Source organism: Nonomuraea soli, from assembly GCF_013761175.1.
Classification (GTDB): domain Bacteria; phylum Actinomycetota; class Actinomycetes; order Streptosporangiales; family Streptosporangiaceae; genus Nonomuraea; species Nonomuraea soli.
Genome location: NZ_JACDUR010000011.1, coordinates 175,104 through 190,326, shown reverse-complemented (window position 1 = coordinate 190,326; position 15,223 = coordinate 175,104). Strand labels below are relative to the sequence as shown.

General features: G+C 66.2%; 16 protein-coding genes, 1 tRNA gene and 1 pseudogene. 11 read left to right on the top strand and 7 right to left on the bottom strand.

Annotation, left to right across the window (positions count from 1 at the left end; translation table 11 throughout):
• Positions 1-127: 127 nt before the first annotated feature.
• The 4 genes from HNR30_RS44205 (at position 128) to HNR30_RS44190 (ending at position 2,849) form a co-directional block, all read left to right on the top strand.
• Positions 128-712 carry a DUF4240 domain-containing protein gene (locus tag HNR30_RS44205; RefSeq protein ID WP_181616217.1) on the top strand — a complete coding sequence of 195 codons (585 nt, stop codon included), beginning with the start codon at positions 128-130 and terminating at the stop codon, positions 710-712.
• A gap of 354 nt (positions 713-1,066) precedes the next feature.
• Positions 1,067-1,534: a site-specific integrase gene (locus HNR30_RS44200; RefSeq protein ID WP_181616216.1), complete on the top strand. Its 468-nt coding sequence runs from the start codon at positions 1,067-1,069 to the stop codon at positions 1,532-1,534.
• An 8-nt stretch (positions 1,535-1,542) separates the two neighbouring features.
• Positions 1,543-1,680 carry an integrase gene (locus tag HNR30_RS44195; protein WP_181616215.1) on the top strand — a complete coding sequence of 46 codons (138 nt, stop codon included), beginning with the start codon at positions 1,543-1,545 and terminating at the stop codon, positions 1,678-1,680.
• A gap of 758 nt (positions 1,681-2,438) precedes the next feature.
• On the top strand, positions 2,439-2,849 hold the full coding sequence (locus HNR30_RS44190) for a hypothetical protein (RefSeq protein WP_181616214.1): 411 nt from the start codon (positions 2,439-2,441) through the stop codon (positions 2,847-2,849).
• A gap of 326 nt (positions 2,850-3,175) precedes the next feature.
• On the opposite strand, the gene HNR30_RS44185 is transcribed toward HNR30_RS44190, so the two are convergent.
• The 3 genes and pseudogenes from HNR30_RS44185 to HNR30_RS50735 all read right to left on the bottom strand — a co-directional run bounded on the left by HNR30_RS44185 (position 3,176) and on the right by HNR30_RS50735 (position 5,082).
• Positions 3,176-3,730 carry a hypothetical protein gene (locus HNR30_RS44185; RefSeq protein WP_220134696.1) on the bottom strand — a complete coding sequence of 185 codons (555 nt, stop codon included), beginning with the start codon at positions 3,728-3,730 and terminating at the stop codon, positions 3,176-3,178.
• A gap of 26 nt (positions 3,731-3,756) precedes the next feature.
• Positions 3,757-4,569, bottom strand: a complete 813-nt coding sequence (locus HNR30_RS44180) for an inositol monophosphatase family protein (protein ID WP_181616213.1) — start codon at positions 4,567-4,569, stop codon at positions 3,757-3,759.
• Positions 4,508-5,082: pseudogene (locus HNR30_RS50735) on the bottom strand (DUF5919 domain-containing protein). The gene HNR30_RS44180 and the pseudogene HNR30_RS50735 overlap by 62 nt, the downstream one beginning before the upstream one ends.
• A 724-nt stretch (positions 5,083-5,806) precedes the next feature.
• On the opposite strand from HNR30_RS50735, the gene HNR30_RS44170 reads away from it, so the two are divergent.
• Positions 5,807-6,433 carry a hypothetical protein gene (locus HNR30_RS44170; protein WP_181616211.1) on the top strand — a complete coding sequence of 209 codons (627 nt, stop codon included), beginning with the start codon at positions 5,807-5,809 and terminating at the stop codon, positions 6,431-6,433.
• A gap of 120 nt (positions 6,434-6,553) precedes the next feature.
• On the opposite strand, the gene HNR30_RS44165 is transcribed toward HNR30_RS44170, so the two are convergent.
• Positions 6,554-6,624: transfer RNA gene (locus HNR30_RS44165), tRNA-Gly, on the bottom strand.
• 88 nt (positions 6,625-6,712) lie between these two features.
• Between HNR30_RS44165 and dcd the strand changes: the two genes are divergently transcribed.
• The 3 genes from dcd to HNR30_RS44150 all read left to right on the top strand — a co-directional run bounded on the left by dcd (position 6,713) and on the right by HNR30_RS44150 (position 9,147).
• Positions 6,713-7,288 (top strand): dCTP deaminase, encoded by a 576-nt coding sequence (gene dcd / locus HNR30_RS44160; protein ID WP_181616210.1) that lies wholly within the window; start codon positions 6,713-6,715, stop codon positions 7,286-7,288.
• A 209-nt stretch (positions 7,289-7,497) separates the two neighbouring features.
• Positions 7,498-8,115 carry a DUF47 domain-containing protein gene (locus tag HNR30_RS44155; RefSeq protein WP_181616209.1) on the top strand — a complete coding sequence of 206 codons (618 nt, stop codon included), beginning with the start codon at positions 7,498-7,500 and terminating at the stop codon, positions 8,113-8,115.
• Positions 8,116-9,147, top strand: a complete 1,032-nt coding sequence (locus HNR30_RS44150; RefSeq protein WP_181616208.1) for an inorganic phosphate transporter — start codon at positions 8,116-8,118, stop codon at positions 9,145-9,147.
• A 44-nt stretch (positions 9,148-9,191) separates the two neighbouring features.
• Here the strand turns inward: HNR30_RS44150 and mshD are convergent, their stop codons facing one another.
• On the bottom strand, positions 9,192-10,109 hold the full coding sequence (gene mshD / locus HNR30_RS44145) for a mycothiol synthase (RefSeq protein WP_312895059.1): 918 nt from the start codon (positions 10,107-10,109) through the stop codon (positions 9,192-9,194).
• A gap of 108 nt (positions 10,110-10,217) precedes the next feature.
• On the opposite strand from mshD, the gene HNR30_RS44140 reads away from it, so the two are divergent.
• On the top strand, positions 10,218-12,008 hold the full coding sequence (locus HNR30_RS44140; protein WP_181616206.1) for a bifunctional metallophosphatase/5'-nucleotidase: 1,791 nt from the start codon (positions 10,218-10,220) through the stop codon (positions 12,006-12,008).
• A gap of 4 nt (positions 12,009-12,012) precedes the next feature.
• Here the strand turns inward: HNR30_RS44140 and HNR30_RS44135 are convergent, their stop codons facing one another.
• Positions 12,013-12,360 (bottom strand): nucleoside triphosphate pyrophosphohydrolase family protein, encoded by a 348-nt coding sequence (locus HNR30_RS44135; protein WP_181616205.1) that lies wholly within the window; start codon positions 12,358-12,360, stop codon positions 12,013-12,015.
• A 55-nt stretch (positions 12,361-12,415) separates the two neighbouring features.
• Between HNR30_RS44135 and HNR30_RS44130 the strand changes: the two genes are divergently transcribed.
• On the top strand, positions 12,416-13,384 hold the full coding sequence (locus HNR30_RS44130; protein WP_181616204.1) for an NAD-dependent epimerase/dehydratase family protein: 969 nt from the start codon (positions 12,416-12,418) through the stop codon (positions 13,382-13,384).
• Positions 13,385-13,599: 215 nt separating this feature from the next.
• Here the strand turns inward: HNR30_RS44130 and HNR30_RS44125 are convergent, their stop codons facing one another.
• Positions 13,600-14,196: a TetR/AcrR family transcriptional regulator gene (locus HNR30_RS44125; protein ID WP_312895058.1), complete on the bottom strand. Its 597-nt coding sequence runs from the start codon at positions 14,194-14,196 to the stop codon at positions 13,600-13,602.
• A 63-nt stretch (positions 14,197-14,259) separates the two neighbouring features.
• Between HNR30_RS44125 and HNR30_RS44120 the strand changes: the two genes are divergently transcribed.
• Positions 14,260-15,162 carry an RNA polymerase sigma factor gene (locus HNR30_RS44120; protein WP_181616202.1) on the top strand — a complete coding sequence of 301 codons (903 nt, stop codon included), beginning with the start codon at positions 14,260-14,262 and terminating at the stop codon, positions 15,160-15,162.
• The last annotated feature ends 61 nt before the right edge of the window (positions 15,163-15,223 follow it).

Here is a 15,223-nt window from a genome sequence, read left to right as displayed (position 1 = left end):
CGAGCACCGACACGCGCTCAAGAACATCCCAGAAGGCGACTATGCTGCCGCGTAGCCGCAAGCCCTGACGTGTCCATCAAACCGGGGCAACTCCAATTGTCAGCCGAACCTGGCACCATGCAGCGTCATGAACGTTGACGAGTTCTGGCTCTTCATTCGGCGGTCCCAGGAAGTCACCAGCGATCCTGATGAACGTCTGCGGTGGCTCGCCTTCCACCTTGCGCAGTGCCCGCTGGCCTGGATCGTCGACTTCCAAGTCCTTCTCAACCAGATACGACGACGATCCGACACGTACGACATGTGGGAAGCCGCCGACCTGATCCTCGATGGCTACTGTTCCACCGACAGCTTCTGGTACTTCCAGGCTTGGCTGATCGGGCTGGGCCGTGACACCTTCGACCTAGTAGTAGCCGACCCCGACAACCTGGCCGACGTACCCGAGGTGCGACGGCTGGCAGACCGTCCAATGCAGGAGTGGGCCGATGCTGAGTGGCCAGAGTGGGAGGCGTTGTCCTACGTGGCCGCCGGAGCCTACGAAGAGGCCACCGGTGAAGAGGAGGGCGTCTATGACGCGATGGAGGAACGCGGGTACGTCAACCAGAGCGATCCCAACCCCACAGGACTTCCGCGGGACTCCCGGAATCCGGCAGAGGTGGCACGGAGATTGCCCCGACTAAGCCGTATGTTCCCATTGAATAGGCCAGAGCCTTGATCACATCCTTGGCAGAGTCAAGACCGTGGCCCATGGCTCTCGCCTGGCATCATGGCCACAAGCTGGACGGCCTATCCTTATCGGCGCTTCCGTAGTCGACTTCGTAAGAGACATCGCCAACTGGCCTGTCCTCGATATTGGCGACTGGGAGATCACACTTCCCTAGGTGTGCGGGCGTTCCCCCGGAGTGTGGACACGGGGATCATGCTGCGATGAGCAGCCTCTCTGATCGCTGTTCGTAGTCGATCGGGCTGAGGTAGGCCCATCTTCAACACCGCCATCAGCGACGGCCTGATAAAGACGAACCCCTGCAAGATCCGGCGAGTGGGCAAAGAGGACTCACCGGAGCGTCCTGTGCTCACGATCAAGCAGGTCTACCCCCTGGCCGACGCGATCGAACCGCACTTCCGCATGCTGATCCTGCTGGCCACCTTCACAGGCCTCAGCTGGGGCGAACTGGCCGCACTCCAGCGCCGGAACGTGGACCTGGAGGCGGGCACCATCCGCGTGGTCGGCACCACGACCGAGCTCAAGGACGACTCGGTGACGATTGGCCCGCCCAAGTCAGAGGCCGGCAAGTGCCTCGTCTCCCTCCCGGCTCTGCCGCTGGATCTCAAGGCCAACATGGAGACCCACGCCGGGAGGGGCGACGAGGGACATGTCTTCGTCGACCCCAAGGGGGCCAAACTCCGCCGCGCGAACTTCTCCCGCGTCCGGGCAACTGCCCTCAAGAAGACCAAGCCAAGGGCTTCCACTTCCATGACCCTCGTCACACGGGCAACGACCTCGCGGCCCGCTCGGGCGCAAGCCTCCGCGATCTGATGACCCGCATGGGCCGCTCGACCACCCGCGCCGCGTTGATCTACCAGCACACCGCGATGGAGCGCGACCGGGCCATCGCCGACGCCCTCGGGAAGCTCACGGAGGAGGCCATCAACAAGCAAGATCAAGACGGATCGGGTACGTAACGGGCACGGAAGATCATCCAAGCCCCCGGAAAGATCAAAAACCAGGCCGGGAAACCATCCCTGACCTGGCTTTTCTTCATTGGAGCGGGTGACGGGAATCGAACCCGCGCTGTCAGCCTGGGAACTGCATCGATCGCGGCCCACTGGGGCGCTGAGCTGGGCAGAAAGCTGGTCCTTAGTGACCGTGATTGACCCCTCGTTACCCCTCCTAATGGCCCGCTGATGGCCCGGCGATCGGCACGCAACGTGGTGTTCTTCTGCGCGACGCGCGCGCTGTCCGCCTCGTCCACCAACGGCGTTGTTACCTGGTAGGGCGACCCTCCCGGATCCGGAACGCCCCGCCGGAGGCTTTATGCGAGCCAAGTCATAATGGCGCGAGTGGGGCTGTTCGATGATTACCGGCCCTTGGACCATCTTGTATGCCCCTGGCGTGGTGGGGCATTGCTGCAGTGGCAGGGGCGGGACGGGCCTTGCTGGCTGCTCCCCTGGGTTCAGGGGTTTCGGCACTCGGTCGTGCCTGTCGGAGCGGGTTATGAGCTTCCTGAAGATGAGGCGACTGCTGTGCTGCCGGAGCGCTTCGTGATCTATACGACGCGTGAAAGTGGTCATCGGGTTGTGGCTGAAGGGCGTTGCGTTGACGATGTATGGCGTGAGACACGCTTGCTCGATGAGTCCGAATATCGGTGAGAGCAACGCACACGCTCTCCGGCTGACACTTATCGGGCCAAGGTTGAGCGTGATCGTGCGAGCATCTGCTCATGGTGGATGCCCGTACCTCACTGCGGCTGATCGGCTACTGGTGGAGTCCTGAAGCTCCGGAGTGGCCTCGGCCGAACGACTGGGTCGATCCTGACTGGATTCCCGAAGAGCGCGACCTGCTCGCTGCGTACCTTGAGAGTGGTCAGCGCATGCCCTACGCCACAGCAGGCTTTTCGCAATGCCGGATCTGTGACAAGCCCAACGGCAGCTTGGAGTTCACGGATGGTGTGTTCCTGTGGCCGCAAGGGTTGGCCCACTACGTAAGGGAACATTCGGTACGCCTCCCTGACGAGATCGTTAAGCGCGCCCAGCTATGGGCGGAGCCGATGAACTGGGAGGTGGATGTGACGTGGTGGAGGGAGCAGAAGGCCCACGGTGATCAACCACATGGCTCGGTGGGCCAGGGCTGAGGAACGAAGCCCTGGACCGTCGGTCGCCCCCGACCATGTTCGGTGACCAGCCATGCGGTGGCGATCGTAGGGCTGTATCTGTGCGGCGGCGCGGCAACTCCGGTCGGTGCGTTCGGTCGGTGCGGCGGGGCTGGCGTACGGTGGCCGGCCCGGTGTCCCGCCGTCGTCCGGGACCAGCCGCCAGGCCGCATGCCCGGACTGCAGGCGGGCGGAGGGCCGGGGGTCCGGCGGCGCGCCGAACCGCCGCTTGATACCTACAAGAACTATTCGGCAGCGCAGGGCCATTGCAAGGGCCAACAACCCAAAGGCGCGTCCAGCTAGTGGCATCACAAGAGCGGTAGAGCCTCATCAGGATGGGGCTCGCGACCTTCGGAGAGCCAGAACAAGTAGCCACGAAGGTAGTCCCTCAGGTCGCCGTCCAGGTAGTCAGCGAAGTCTCTGAGGTGTTCTACCGCCGCCCTGTCGAACTCGTTGTTACTTGTTGAGTATGTGATGGCCAGGGATTGCGCCCACTCACGAACTCGCCCTCGTTCGGACCACCATCCCCGGACATCGGCACAGGTCCAGTGATCATCGCCGTCACACGCGTAGCCTCCGAAAGGGTCCTGCCAGACAGCATCCAGGACCTCGGCCAGCGCGGCTGGATCCTGGGGCTGACGGTAGACGAACTCCATCCCGTTCTCGTCGCAGAGCACGCGGCGCGGAGCGACCAGGGGTCCCGTCGCACAGGTGTCTGTGTCCGCGCCGTAGAACGGTCCGGGGACGTTGCGCCAGTTGCGTTGCTCCCACTTGCCGGAGAGCGCTCGTTCGGGATCGTCCCATGTGGACACGATCTGGCGCGCTGCAGGAAGCGGATTCCAGTAGGCAGGGCGATCAGGCACGAAGGGCTCTTCTCTCCGGGTCGAGGTCATGCGATTCGCGAAGTCTTCTGTGCCTCGGCGATGAGCTCGACGAGATCGGCCACGAGCTTCGGGGCGGCTGCGATCGTCGCCTTGGCGTTTATGGAGTGAAGTGATCCGTCGTTGTCCACCACGACGGCTCCGGCTTCGCGGGCGATGGCGACTCCAGCGGCGGTGTCCCACGGGTTGTTCGAGAGCATGATGCACGCGTCCGACTTCCCGTCAGCCACCCAGGCGAGATCGACGGCGGCTGAGCCGTACATGCGGACCCTCTGCACGCGGGTCGCGAGTTGGTAGTTCAAGGCGAGGCGTAGCCGGTTCTTCCGCTCGGCCTCTGGCCCCACCGCGTAGTCACCCACCGAAACGATCGCGGCATCCAGGGTCTCGGTACGGCTGGCGCCAATAGTCTCGCCATTGGCAGTGGCCCCCGCCCCTTCCGCTGCGGCGTAGCAGAGCCCTACAAACGGCAGGTCGATTACGCCCAGGACCGCCCGGTCTCGATCGAACAACCCGAGCGAGGTGCCGCACAGGGGGATGCCGTGCGTGAAGTTGGCTGTTCCGTCGAGGGGGTCGAGCGACCACATCAGCCCGTCCCCGGCATTGCTTGCGACACCTTCCTCCTCCCCCATGAACCCCACCCCCGGTGTCTCCTGTGACAGGAACTCGCGGACGGCGTACTCGACGGCAAGGTCAACCTCAGTAACCATGTCGCGGTCGCCTTTGGCGGTGACCACACCAGGATGCTTGGTACGGATGATCTCACTGGCGATGGAGACGGCACGCTCGGCGATCGGGAGCAGTGTCCGAGCGTCGATGGTCATAAGGCTTGCTCCGCTCCCACATCGAGGTGAACACCTGGTCGAAGACGGGGAACAACCCGTCAGCGGCGGCGTTGTCGGTGATCGCTAGCGTAGGTGAATCGATCCCGCGCGGCTGCGGCAGATATGGCTGAACCACGCAGAGCGCCCCGCCAACGACCAAGATGTTGAAGCGGATCGTTTCGATGTCGACATGCAGCTCCAACCGAGACGCTGCGTCCTCGTCCAACCGGCTGCACAGCCTGGTCAACATGCTGATGATGAGCCCGCGCAGCGTGACGAGCGTGCTGTCCGTGTAGCCCTCTTTCCGCCTCCCACGCACGGATTCGGATCGATGAACAAGCAGCCAACTCGCGTGCCGTACTCCAACAGGCGCTTGAGCTGATGCCCCGGGTAGCTCTGGCAGATCACGTTGAGCGACAGCCCGGCCACGTTGATCTCATTGGAGTCGTCGAACAGCGTCGATGCCGCGTAAGCCGACGAGAACGCGGCCCGCCTGCTGGACACCGCCGTCATGCCGGTCATCTGCACGGGGATGAATGCCTCGGTCACGGCGCCGGCGGCTGGCTCCGGCTCCGATGTCCTGAGTGCGGGCACCTCAACCGCACACGAATCGCCTGCGGTCCTGACAGGAACTATCGTCTCCAGCACTCGGCAGTGATCCGAATACGGCGGCCCTTGAGTGCGCCGGTCAAGCAGTGGTGGAGTAGTGCCCGGCTCGGCCGGCCACCCTGCAACGACGGGACCGCCTTCTTGGCCGCTCTGTCGCGCTCCTCGCAGTAGGAAGCGGCTCGACCTAACTACCGGCAACCGAGTATCCGCCTGGCCAGAAGCCGTCCGCGTCATCGACGTCCCGCAGGCCGCTCCATGATCTCCGTCACACCGGCAAACATGTCCGCCGCCGCCTCAGGAGTCGGCCTCAAGGACCTGATGGCCAGGACGAGCCACGACAACCTCCGGCCCCGATGATCTCTACAAACACGCACCAAAACGATCACCGACGCGATCGACCGCCTCATCACCGGCCCCAAACGCCGACCTGGGCCGATTTCAGTCGAGTGACCGTGAGTTCCCGCGACTCCCCGTTGATCGCCGTCCGAACGGGCACGCAGCGGGCACGGCCTGGCGGACCGTATGCACGTGCATGACGCATCACCCAAGCATCGAAACGCCCTACCCGAGAGCAGCTCGTGATCAAAGGGGTTGGACAGCACCGCTGCGCGAGGAAGAAGATCCCGGCATGGGAACCAGCATCCACGGGTTTGTCGAGTGCCGCACGTGGACCCGCGGGCTCGACATAGGTGACTCCGCTTGGTGCGCCGCCATCTCTCTGTCTCTGCTGGGAGTGCACAGAGACTACGACGCCTTCGATTGCCTCTTCGGCGTACACAGCTCAGGCGACTGGCGACCGATCGCGGCCGATCGCGGACTCCCCCAGGACGCATCGGAGATCGCCAAAGCGGAATTGGCGCAATGGGGGGAGGCCGCCTTCGGCGTCACTTGGTTGAGCTGGGAAGAGGTCGCCGCGATCGATTGGGATGAACCGGCCCTTCATCCGACGAACGTAGCCCAGTACCGGCAGCTTCCCGACCAAACCCTGGAACTCGTTTACCGCTCGGTCTGGAGCCGTAGTTTCGCTCGGGCGAGTGGCGTGGACACCTTATCGGTTGATCCTGGGCAGGTCGCGCTGTGGGATGAAGGCATCGAGTGGAATGCCGGAAACACCATCTTCCGCGTCGAACGTGCCACACGCCGCCATGTCGTACCGCCTGACGGTTACTGGCATGCGGTGTGGACAGTCATGCGCACGCTCGCGCACGTCCAAGGAGAGGATGCTGTCCGATTGGTGGCCTGGTTTGAGGAGTAGGCCATTCAGCATGCTGGACAGCCAAGGTCCAGACGGATCGGCCATGGAAGATCGAAAGTAGCCCGAAACGACCAGTGGTAGATCGAGGAACGATCCCTGACCTGGCTTTTTCATGCTGAGAGCGGGTGACGGGAATCGAACCCGCGCTGTCAGCTTGGGAAGCTGATGTTCTGCCATTGAACTACACCCGCAACCGACCAACGGCCGCGCCACCACTGTAGCGGAAACCCAGCCCCGTCGAGCAACCCCACAACCCCTCCACACGGTAAGTTCGACCCCGTGTTGCTATCCGACAGAGACATCCTTGCCGAGATCGACGCAGGTCGCCTGACCCTGGATCCCTTCGACGAGGACATGCTCCAGCCCTCCAGCATCGATGTGCGTCTCGACCGCTTCTTCCGCGTCTTCGAGAACCACCGATACCCCCACATCGACCCCGCGACGGAGCAACAGGATCTGACCCGTCTGGTCGAGCCCGAGGGTGACGAGCCGTTCATCCTTCATCCGGGTGAGTTCGTCCTGGCGAGCACGTTCGAGGTGATCTCTCTGCCTGACAATCTGGCCAGCCGCCTGGAGGGCAAGTCGAGCCTGGGCCGGCTGGGGTTGCTGACGCACAGCACGGCGGGTTTCATCGATCCCGGTTTCAGCGGTCACGTCACGCTGGAGTTGTCGAATGTGGCCACGCTCCCGATCAAGCTGCACCCGGGCATGAAGATCGGCCAGCTGTGCGTGTTCAGGCTGAGCTCTCCGGCGGAGCATCCGTACGGTAGCGAAAGGTACGGAAGCCGGTACCAGGGTCAGCGTGGACCCACACCGAGTCGCTCGTACCTGAACTTTCACCGGACCAAAATCTGAACTTTCGCCGACCAGAAGATGAACGGAAGGTGAACAGGAGGCAAAGTCGCACGTCCGCCAGGTGACCGAAACCCCAAAGGATGCGGCAATCTGCGTGTTCAGAAACCACACAGAGGGTAGCCAGGGGTAGAAGAGTGGGTGAAGTTCGCGTTTCTGCGGGCTACCCGTACCCTTCTCTGCGGACCATCCCCGCACATCTGGAGATCGACGTGCGTCTGCGTCTCACGCCACGTGAGGACAGCTACTACGACCTGTTCGCCGACTCGGCGAACAACCTGGTCACCGCATCGCGGTTGCTGGTTGAGATCATCAGCGACGGCTCGGACAGGGAAGGCCTGGCCGAGAAGATGCGTGCTTGCGAGCACACCGGTGATGAGCGCACCCATGCGATCATGAACCGGTTGAACGAGAGCTTCATCACGCCGTTCGACCGCGAGGACATCTATCGCCTCGCGAGCAACCTCGACGACGTGATGGACGCCATGGAGGCGGCCAGCGATCTGATCGTGCTGTACCAGATCGACCACCTTCCCAAGGACGTCGTGCGCCAGGTCGAGGTGCTTGAGCGGGCAGCGGAGCTGACCGCCGAGGCCATGCCACGCCTGCGTTCGATGAAGAACCTCAACGAGTACTGGATCGAGGTCAACCGCCTGGAGAACCAGGCCGACCAGGTCTACCGGCGCCTGCTGGCCAAGCTCTTCAGCGGTGAGTACGACGCTCTCACCGTCATGAAGATGAAGGAGGTCATCGACCAGCTCGAAGCTGCCGCCGACCACTTCGAACACGTGGCCAACACGATCGAGTCGATCGCGGTCAAGGAAAGCTAAGTGGACCTCACGCTGTTCCTCGTCATCGGCGTGGTGATCATCGCTCTGGCGTTCGACTACACCAACGGCTTCCATGACGCGGCGAACGCCATCGCGACGTCGGTGTCGACCCGGGCACTGACGCCGCGGGCCGCGCTGTTCATGGCGGCCGCGATGAACTTCATCGGCGCTCACCTGGGGACCCAGGTCGCGCAGACGGTCGGCAAGGGCATCATCACCACACCCGAGGGCAATCACGGGTTGGTGATCGTGGCCGCCGGCCTGATCGGCGCGATCACGTGGAACCTGATCACCTGGTATTTCGGACTGCCCTCCTCCTCCAGCCACGCACTGATCGGAGGCCTGGTCGGCAGCGCCCTGGCCTCCGCGCTCGTCCCGGCCCCGCCCGGCCAGGACAGCACCGTGCTGTGGGGCGGGATCGTCGAGAAGGTCGTCATCCCGATGATCCTCTCGCCGGTCGTCGGCTTCACGCTCGCCGCGTTGATCATGATCGCGATTTATTGGATCTTCCGCAACGCCCAGCCGGGCAAGGCCAACCGCGGCTTCCGCTACGCCCAGACGGTCAGTGCGGCCGCCATGGCGCTCGGTCACGGCCTGCAGGACGCGCAGAAGACCATGGGCGTGATCTTCCTGGCCCTCTTCGTCGGCGGCTACGTCGGCGAGAGCGACCCGATCCCGCAGTGGGTGATCCTGTCCGCGGCGGGTGCGATCTCCCTCGGCACGTACGCCGGAGGCTGGCGCATCATGCGCACCCTCGGCCGGCGCATCATCGCGCTGGACCCACCGCAGGGTTTCGCGGCCGAGTCCGCCGCCGCCACCGTCCTGTACGGCGCGGCGATCGGCTTCGGCGCCCCCATCTCCACCACTCACACGATCACCAGCGCGATCATGGGTGTCGGCTCGACCAAGCGCCTGTCAGCGGTGCGCTGGGGCGTGGCGGGCAACATCGTGACCGCCTGGGTGCTGACCATCCCGATGGCAGCCCTGGTGGCCGCGCTGTGCTTCTTCCCGCTCTACTGGATCGTGGAATAGGCACACGGAACCGAACAAGCGGTACGGCTCCGCCGTACCGCTTTTCAGTTTTCCGAGGGAGCCGACGCGTACATCACGTCCACGTCCCACCGGCTGAAGCCGAGCCCCGTGTAGAGCCGGATCGCGGCCGGATTGTCCTCGTCGACGTAGAGCATCGCCTGCGCGAGGCCGCGTGAGCGCAGGTGGCACAGGCCCACCACGGTCAGCGCCTTGCCCAGCCCGGTCCCCTGCTGCGACGGGTCCACGCCCACCACGTACACCTCGCCGATGGGTTCGTGCCCGTGATCGTGGGATCCGTGGACCTTCGTCCAGTGGAATCCGACCATCCGCCCGTCGCGCTCGGCCAGGAAGAAGCCGGCCGGATCGAACCACGACTCGCTCTCCCTGAGCCGCACGTCGTCGATGGTCCACGCGCCCTGCTCCGGATGGTGGGCGAAGGCGGCGGCGTTCACCTTCAGCCACTCCTCCTCGTCCTGTCCCGGGACGAAGGTGCGCACACTCACCCCCTCCGGCATCGGCACGGCGGCGAGCGGGGCGTAGAGCGAGCGCCGCATCTGCCACAACGACCGGACCCGCTCCAGCCCCGCCGACAGGGCGAGCGCGTCCGACCCCGGCGTGCCGCCGTGCGCCCACAGCCGCAGCCGCCCGTCGGTCAGCTCCAGTACGGCACGCAGCAGCCGCCTGCCGTACCCCTGACGGCGGAACGACGGGTGGATCACCAGTTCCCCGCTGGGACCCTCCACCTCGTCTGTGGGGTCGATGTGGGCGTATCCGGCCAGTTCCGAACCGGCGCGCAGCAGCACGGAGCGGGCCTGGTCGTCGCCGCCGTAGCGCAGGTGCAGCATGACGTGCTCGTTGAGCGGGCGCACCCCGTCCGCCTCCGTCGCGGCCTCCACGACACCGAGGACTTCGGCAATGTCGTGATCGCTCAAGCGTTCCTTGATCTCCACAGAAGCACTCACAGCTCGAACTCTAGGTGCCTGACTGGCAAACAACGCCATAAGCAGGACAGATGAATCGTTACCTTTGCGACATTTGATGCATAGCTACACCCCGTAACGTTCTGCCACATGACCTCACGTACCCTCCTCCGGCTCGCGGTGGCCGGAGCCGTGGCCGCGGGCGGGTTCGCTCTGGCGAGCATCCCGGCAGAAGCGGCCAAGCCCCCGAAGAAGGACGGTTCCGTCCGCCTTCTGACCATCAACGACTTCCACGGCAACCTGGAGACCCCCACCGGCTCCAGCGGCCGCATCCTGGACGAGAACGGCGTTTTCGTGCAGGGCACCGGCGGCGCGGCCTCGCTGGCCACCGCCGTCAAGCAGCACTGGGCCCCGCACAAGACCAGCGTCGTGGCCTCCGGCGACCTGATCGGCGCCTCGCCGCTGATCTCGGCCGCCTACCACGACGAGCCCACCGTGCAGATCCTCGGCCAGATCGGCCTGGACGTCTCCGGTGTCGGCAACCATGAGTACGACGAGGGCATCGCCGAGCTCAAGCGCATCCAGGAAGGCGGCTGCCACCCGGTCGACGGCTGCGCCCCCGCCCCCGGCGGCCCCTGGGAGGGCGCCGACTTCAAGTATCTCGCCGCCAACGTGGTCGACGAGCGCGGCCGCTACCCGATCGCGCCCTTCACGATCAAGGTCGTCAACGGCGTCAAGATCGGCTACATCGGCCTGGTCACCAAGACCACCCCCACGATCGTCACCGCCGAGGGCATCAGGGGCCTGACCTTCCAGGATGAGGTCGAGGCGGGCAACCGCGCCTCCAAGTGGCTGACCAAACTGGGGATCAAGGTCCAGGTCGCGCTGGTCCACGAGGGTGACGCCGTCGCCGTCGCCAGCCCCGACGCCTGCCCGAGCAAGGTCGGCACCGCCGGCGAGGTCATCGCCAAGGGCCTCGACGCCGCCGTCGACGTGGTCGTGATGGGCCACTCGCACCAGGCCTACATCTGCGAGACCGCCGACCCGAAGGGCCAGCGCCGCGTCTACACGCAGGGCTCCTCCTTCGGCCGCGTGCTCACGCAGATCGACTTCACGGTCAACCCGCGCACCAAGGACGTCGACCGCGCCTCCGTCGCCGCCGACAACCACGTCGTCGCCACCCCCGCGGCCTACATCACCAACTCGGGCGGCACCGTCAACAACGGCCCGTACACCGGCAGGCTCTACGCGCCGGACGCCGCGATCGCCCAGCTCGTCGCCGACTGGAAGACCGCGGTCGCCCCGGTCTCCAACAAGCAGGTCGGCACCATCACCGCCAGCATCGGCCGCGCCCCGGCCGCCTCCGGCGAGTTCCCGCTCGGCACCCTGATCGCCGACTCCCAGCTGGCCGCCACCAAGGCCGAGGGCGGCGCCCAGATCGCCTTCATGAACCCCGGCGGCGTGCGCACCGACCTCAGCTTCACCCAGTCGGGGACCGAGGGCGACGGCGTCGTGACGTACGGCGAGGCCTTCGCGGTCCAGCCGTTCAACAACCTCACCCAGGTGATCACCCTCACCGGGGCCGAGCTCAAGACCGTGCTGGAGCAGCAGTTCGCCGGCGGCCCTAACAACCAGGTCGCGGCCGGCCGCATCCTGCAGCCCTCCTCGAACTTCACCTACTCCTACTCCACGAGCGCCGCCTGGGGCTCCAAGGTGTCGGACATGAAGATCGACGGCGTCGCGGTGACCGACACCCAGACCATCAAGGTCGCGGTCAACAACTTCCTGGTCGGCGGCGGTGACGCCTTCGCCCAGCTCGCCGGCCGTACGGACAAGTCGCTGTGGAGCGGCCCGCTGGACATCGACGCGTTCGTCGCCTACCTGGGCGCGAACTCGCCGGTGGCTCCCCCGGCCCCGACCCACATCACGGTCCTGCCGTAAAGGATCACTCCGAGGCCCGCACTTCGGTGCGGGCCTCTTCTTTTGTACGGCCGAGCCAGGCGAGCCATTTGGCACCCACCTCCCCCTCCAGGTCCACGCCATGGTGGCGAGCCAGCAGCAGGACGTGACACAGCACGTCCGCCACCTCCTCCCCGAACCGGCGATCGATCTCCTCCCTGCTCAACCCCCTGCTCCTGGCCTGGCCCGTGCGCATGAGGTAGGCCTGGGTGAGCTCACCCATCTCCTCCTGGAGCTTGAGCAGGAACCAGGCGTCGTCGCGCTCGATCCCGACCCTGTCGGCGTACGTCCTGGAGATCGACTCGATCTGGTCGCTGAGACGTAGAAGATCCATGCGCCAGGAGCTTAATCAGCCCTCTCCCGCGAGAGAATCGGACAGACTCCTCGATATGCGACTCCTTGTGCTGGGGGGAACCGAGTTCGCCGGGCGCGCCCTCGTCGAGACCGCGCTGCGGCGGGGCGACGACGTGACCGTCTTCAACCGCGGCACCCACCAGCCGCCGCCGGGCGTCACGGCGCTGCGCGGCGACCGCCTCACCGACCTGACGGCGCTTCGCACCGGCACCTGGGACGTGGTGGCCGACACCTGGTCATGGGCGCCCTCGGCCGTGCGCGACAGCGCCGAGCTGCTGAAGGACCGGGCCGGGCGATACGTCTACATCTCCAGCTCGTCCGTGTACACCTACCCCAGCGCCCCCGGCTCCACCGAGGACGCACCCGTCATCGACGGCGACCCGGCCGGCGGCGACGCCGACTACGCGCCGATGAAGCGCGGCGCCGAACTCGCCGTCGTGCGGGCCTTCGGCGATCGGGCCGTGCTCGCGCGTGCCGGGCTCATCATCGGCCCGTACGAGAACATCGGGCGCCTGCCGTACTGGCTCACCCGCATCGCGCGCGGCGGCCACGTCCTCGCCCCCGGGCCCGCCTCGCTCGGGCTGCAGTACATCGACGTGCGCGACCTCGCCGAATGGTGCCTCGACACCACCGCCGGCGGCGCGTACAGCGTCATCGGGCCCCCGGGATTCGCGACCATGGGCGAGCTGCTGGAGACGTGCGTGTCGGTGACGGGGTCCGCGGCGGTGCTGCGGTGGGTGCCCGCCGAGCCGCTGCTCGCCGCCGGCGTACAGCCGTGGCTGGACCTGCCGATCTGGGCGCCGCCGGGCGAGCTGTACGACTCGGTGTACGGCTTCGACACGCGGAAGGCGGCGGTGCGGTGCCGCCCTCTGGCGGAGACGGTGGGAGACACGTGGACGTGGCTGCAGGAGCTCGGCGGCGTGGCACCGCAGCGGGCGGACCGGCCACGGGTGGGGCTGGACGCGGAGGTGGAGGCCCGGCTGCTGGAAGAGCTGGCGGTCTGATTGCCACGCACCCGCACACCACACCCCGCACCACTCACCCGACCGCCACTCACCCGACCGCCACTCACCAGACCCGCCACTCACCCGACCCGCGCACCCGACCCGCGCACCCGACGCGCCCGCGGCGTCGGCCGAAGCCGCCCGCAGCGTAGGACCAACCGCAGCGCGGGACCGCCCGCCACCTGGCCCACCCTCTGCATAGAACCGCCCTCTGCCTAGAACCGCCCGACCGACGGTTCCAGCAGGTCGAAAACCCGCCGAGCGTCCTGCGCCACCGCCGCCGCGATCTCGGCGTTGCTCTCCCCCGCCAGCGTACGGCGCTGCACCTCGGCGAAGATCACCCGATGCGCCCCCGCCAGCTGCGCCGCCACCGCCCGGGCCATCACGTCATCCAGTTCCCCGAACTCCCACGCCAGCGCCTCCTCCCTCTGCTCATGCAGATCCCGCAACCGCGCGACCAACGTCGGGCTCTCCGCGATCATCCGCGAGAACTCCTGCCCCGCGAACCCGATGATCGGGTCCTGAGCCGCGACCCCCTCCAGCAGGCTCCGCCTCAGCGCCGCGAACACCGTCTCCCCCTCGGCCCGCGCGGCCGCCGTGGCGGCCAGCCCGGCGACGAACTGCTCGTGATGGTCAAGCGCCATGTCCTCCTTCCTCGCGAAGTAGTTGGTGACGGTCATCTTGGACACGCGCGCCGCGTGCGCGATCTCGGCGATCGTGGTCTTCTCGAAGCCCTGCTCCACGAAGAGCCGGGTGGCGGCGTCCGAGATGGCCTCGCGGGTCTCCAGCTTCTTCTGCTCCCTCAGGTTCACGCTTCTTAGGTTAGTCATAAAATTATGTTGACAACAACTTAGGTTCGACATAATCTTAGGTCCATGCAGATCTCTGAATACCTCAACCAGATCGCCCGCATCCCCCTGCTCACCGCCGACGAGGAAGTCATGCTGGCCGAGAAGATTGAGGCCGGGCTCTTCGCCCAGGAGCGCCTGGACAACCAGCCCGACTGCGACCCGGCCCTGCGCGCCGACCTCGAATGGCTCGCCGAGGACGGCCGGCGCGCCAGGCAGCGGTTTCTCGAGGCCAACCTCCGCCTGGTCGTCTCGATCGCCAAGCGCTACGCCGGGCGCGGGATGGCGTTCATGGACCTCATCCAGGAGGGCAACGTGGGATTGATGCGGACCGTGGAGAAGTTCGACCACCGGCTCGGCTTCAAGTTCTCGACCTACGCCACATGGTGGATCAAGCAGGCCATCGGCCGCGCCCTCGCCGACCAGGCCCGCACCATCCGGGTGCCCATCCACATGGTGGAGCAGATCAACCGCCTCGCCCGCATCGAGCGCCAGCTGGGCGTCGAACTGGGCCGCGAACCGACCGTGGAGGAGCTCGCGACCGCCGCGGAACTGACCGCCGAGAAGGTCACCGAGATCCAGGGCTACGGGCGGGAGCCGATCTCGCTGCACACACCGCTCGGCGAGGAGAGCGGGAGCGAGCTGGGGGACCTGATCGAGGACACCGCCGCCGTCGACCCGGCGACGGCGGTGGACGCCGAGTTCCTGCGCAGGGACATCGCCGACCTGCTGGAGACGTTGAGCGAGAGGGAGGCGGGCGTGATCGCCATGCGGTTCGGGCTGACGGGGGCGGAGCCGATGACGCTGGACGAGATCGGGCGGGTGTACGGGGTGACTCGGGAGCGGATCCGGCAGATCGAGGCCAAGACCATGTCCAAGCTCCGGCACCCGGGGCGCTCCACCCGGCTGCAGGAGTACGCGGCCGCTTGAGGGCGCAGCCGGCCGACGGGACGCTTGGCGCCGCCGTCTCGCGTGCCATCCACCGCGCACC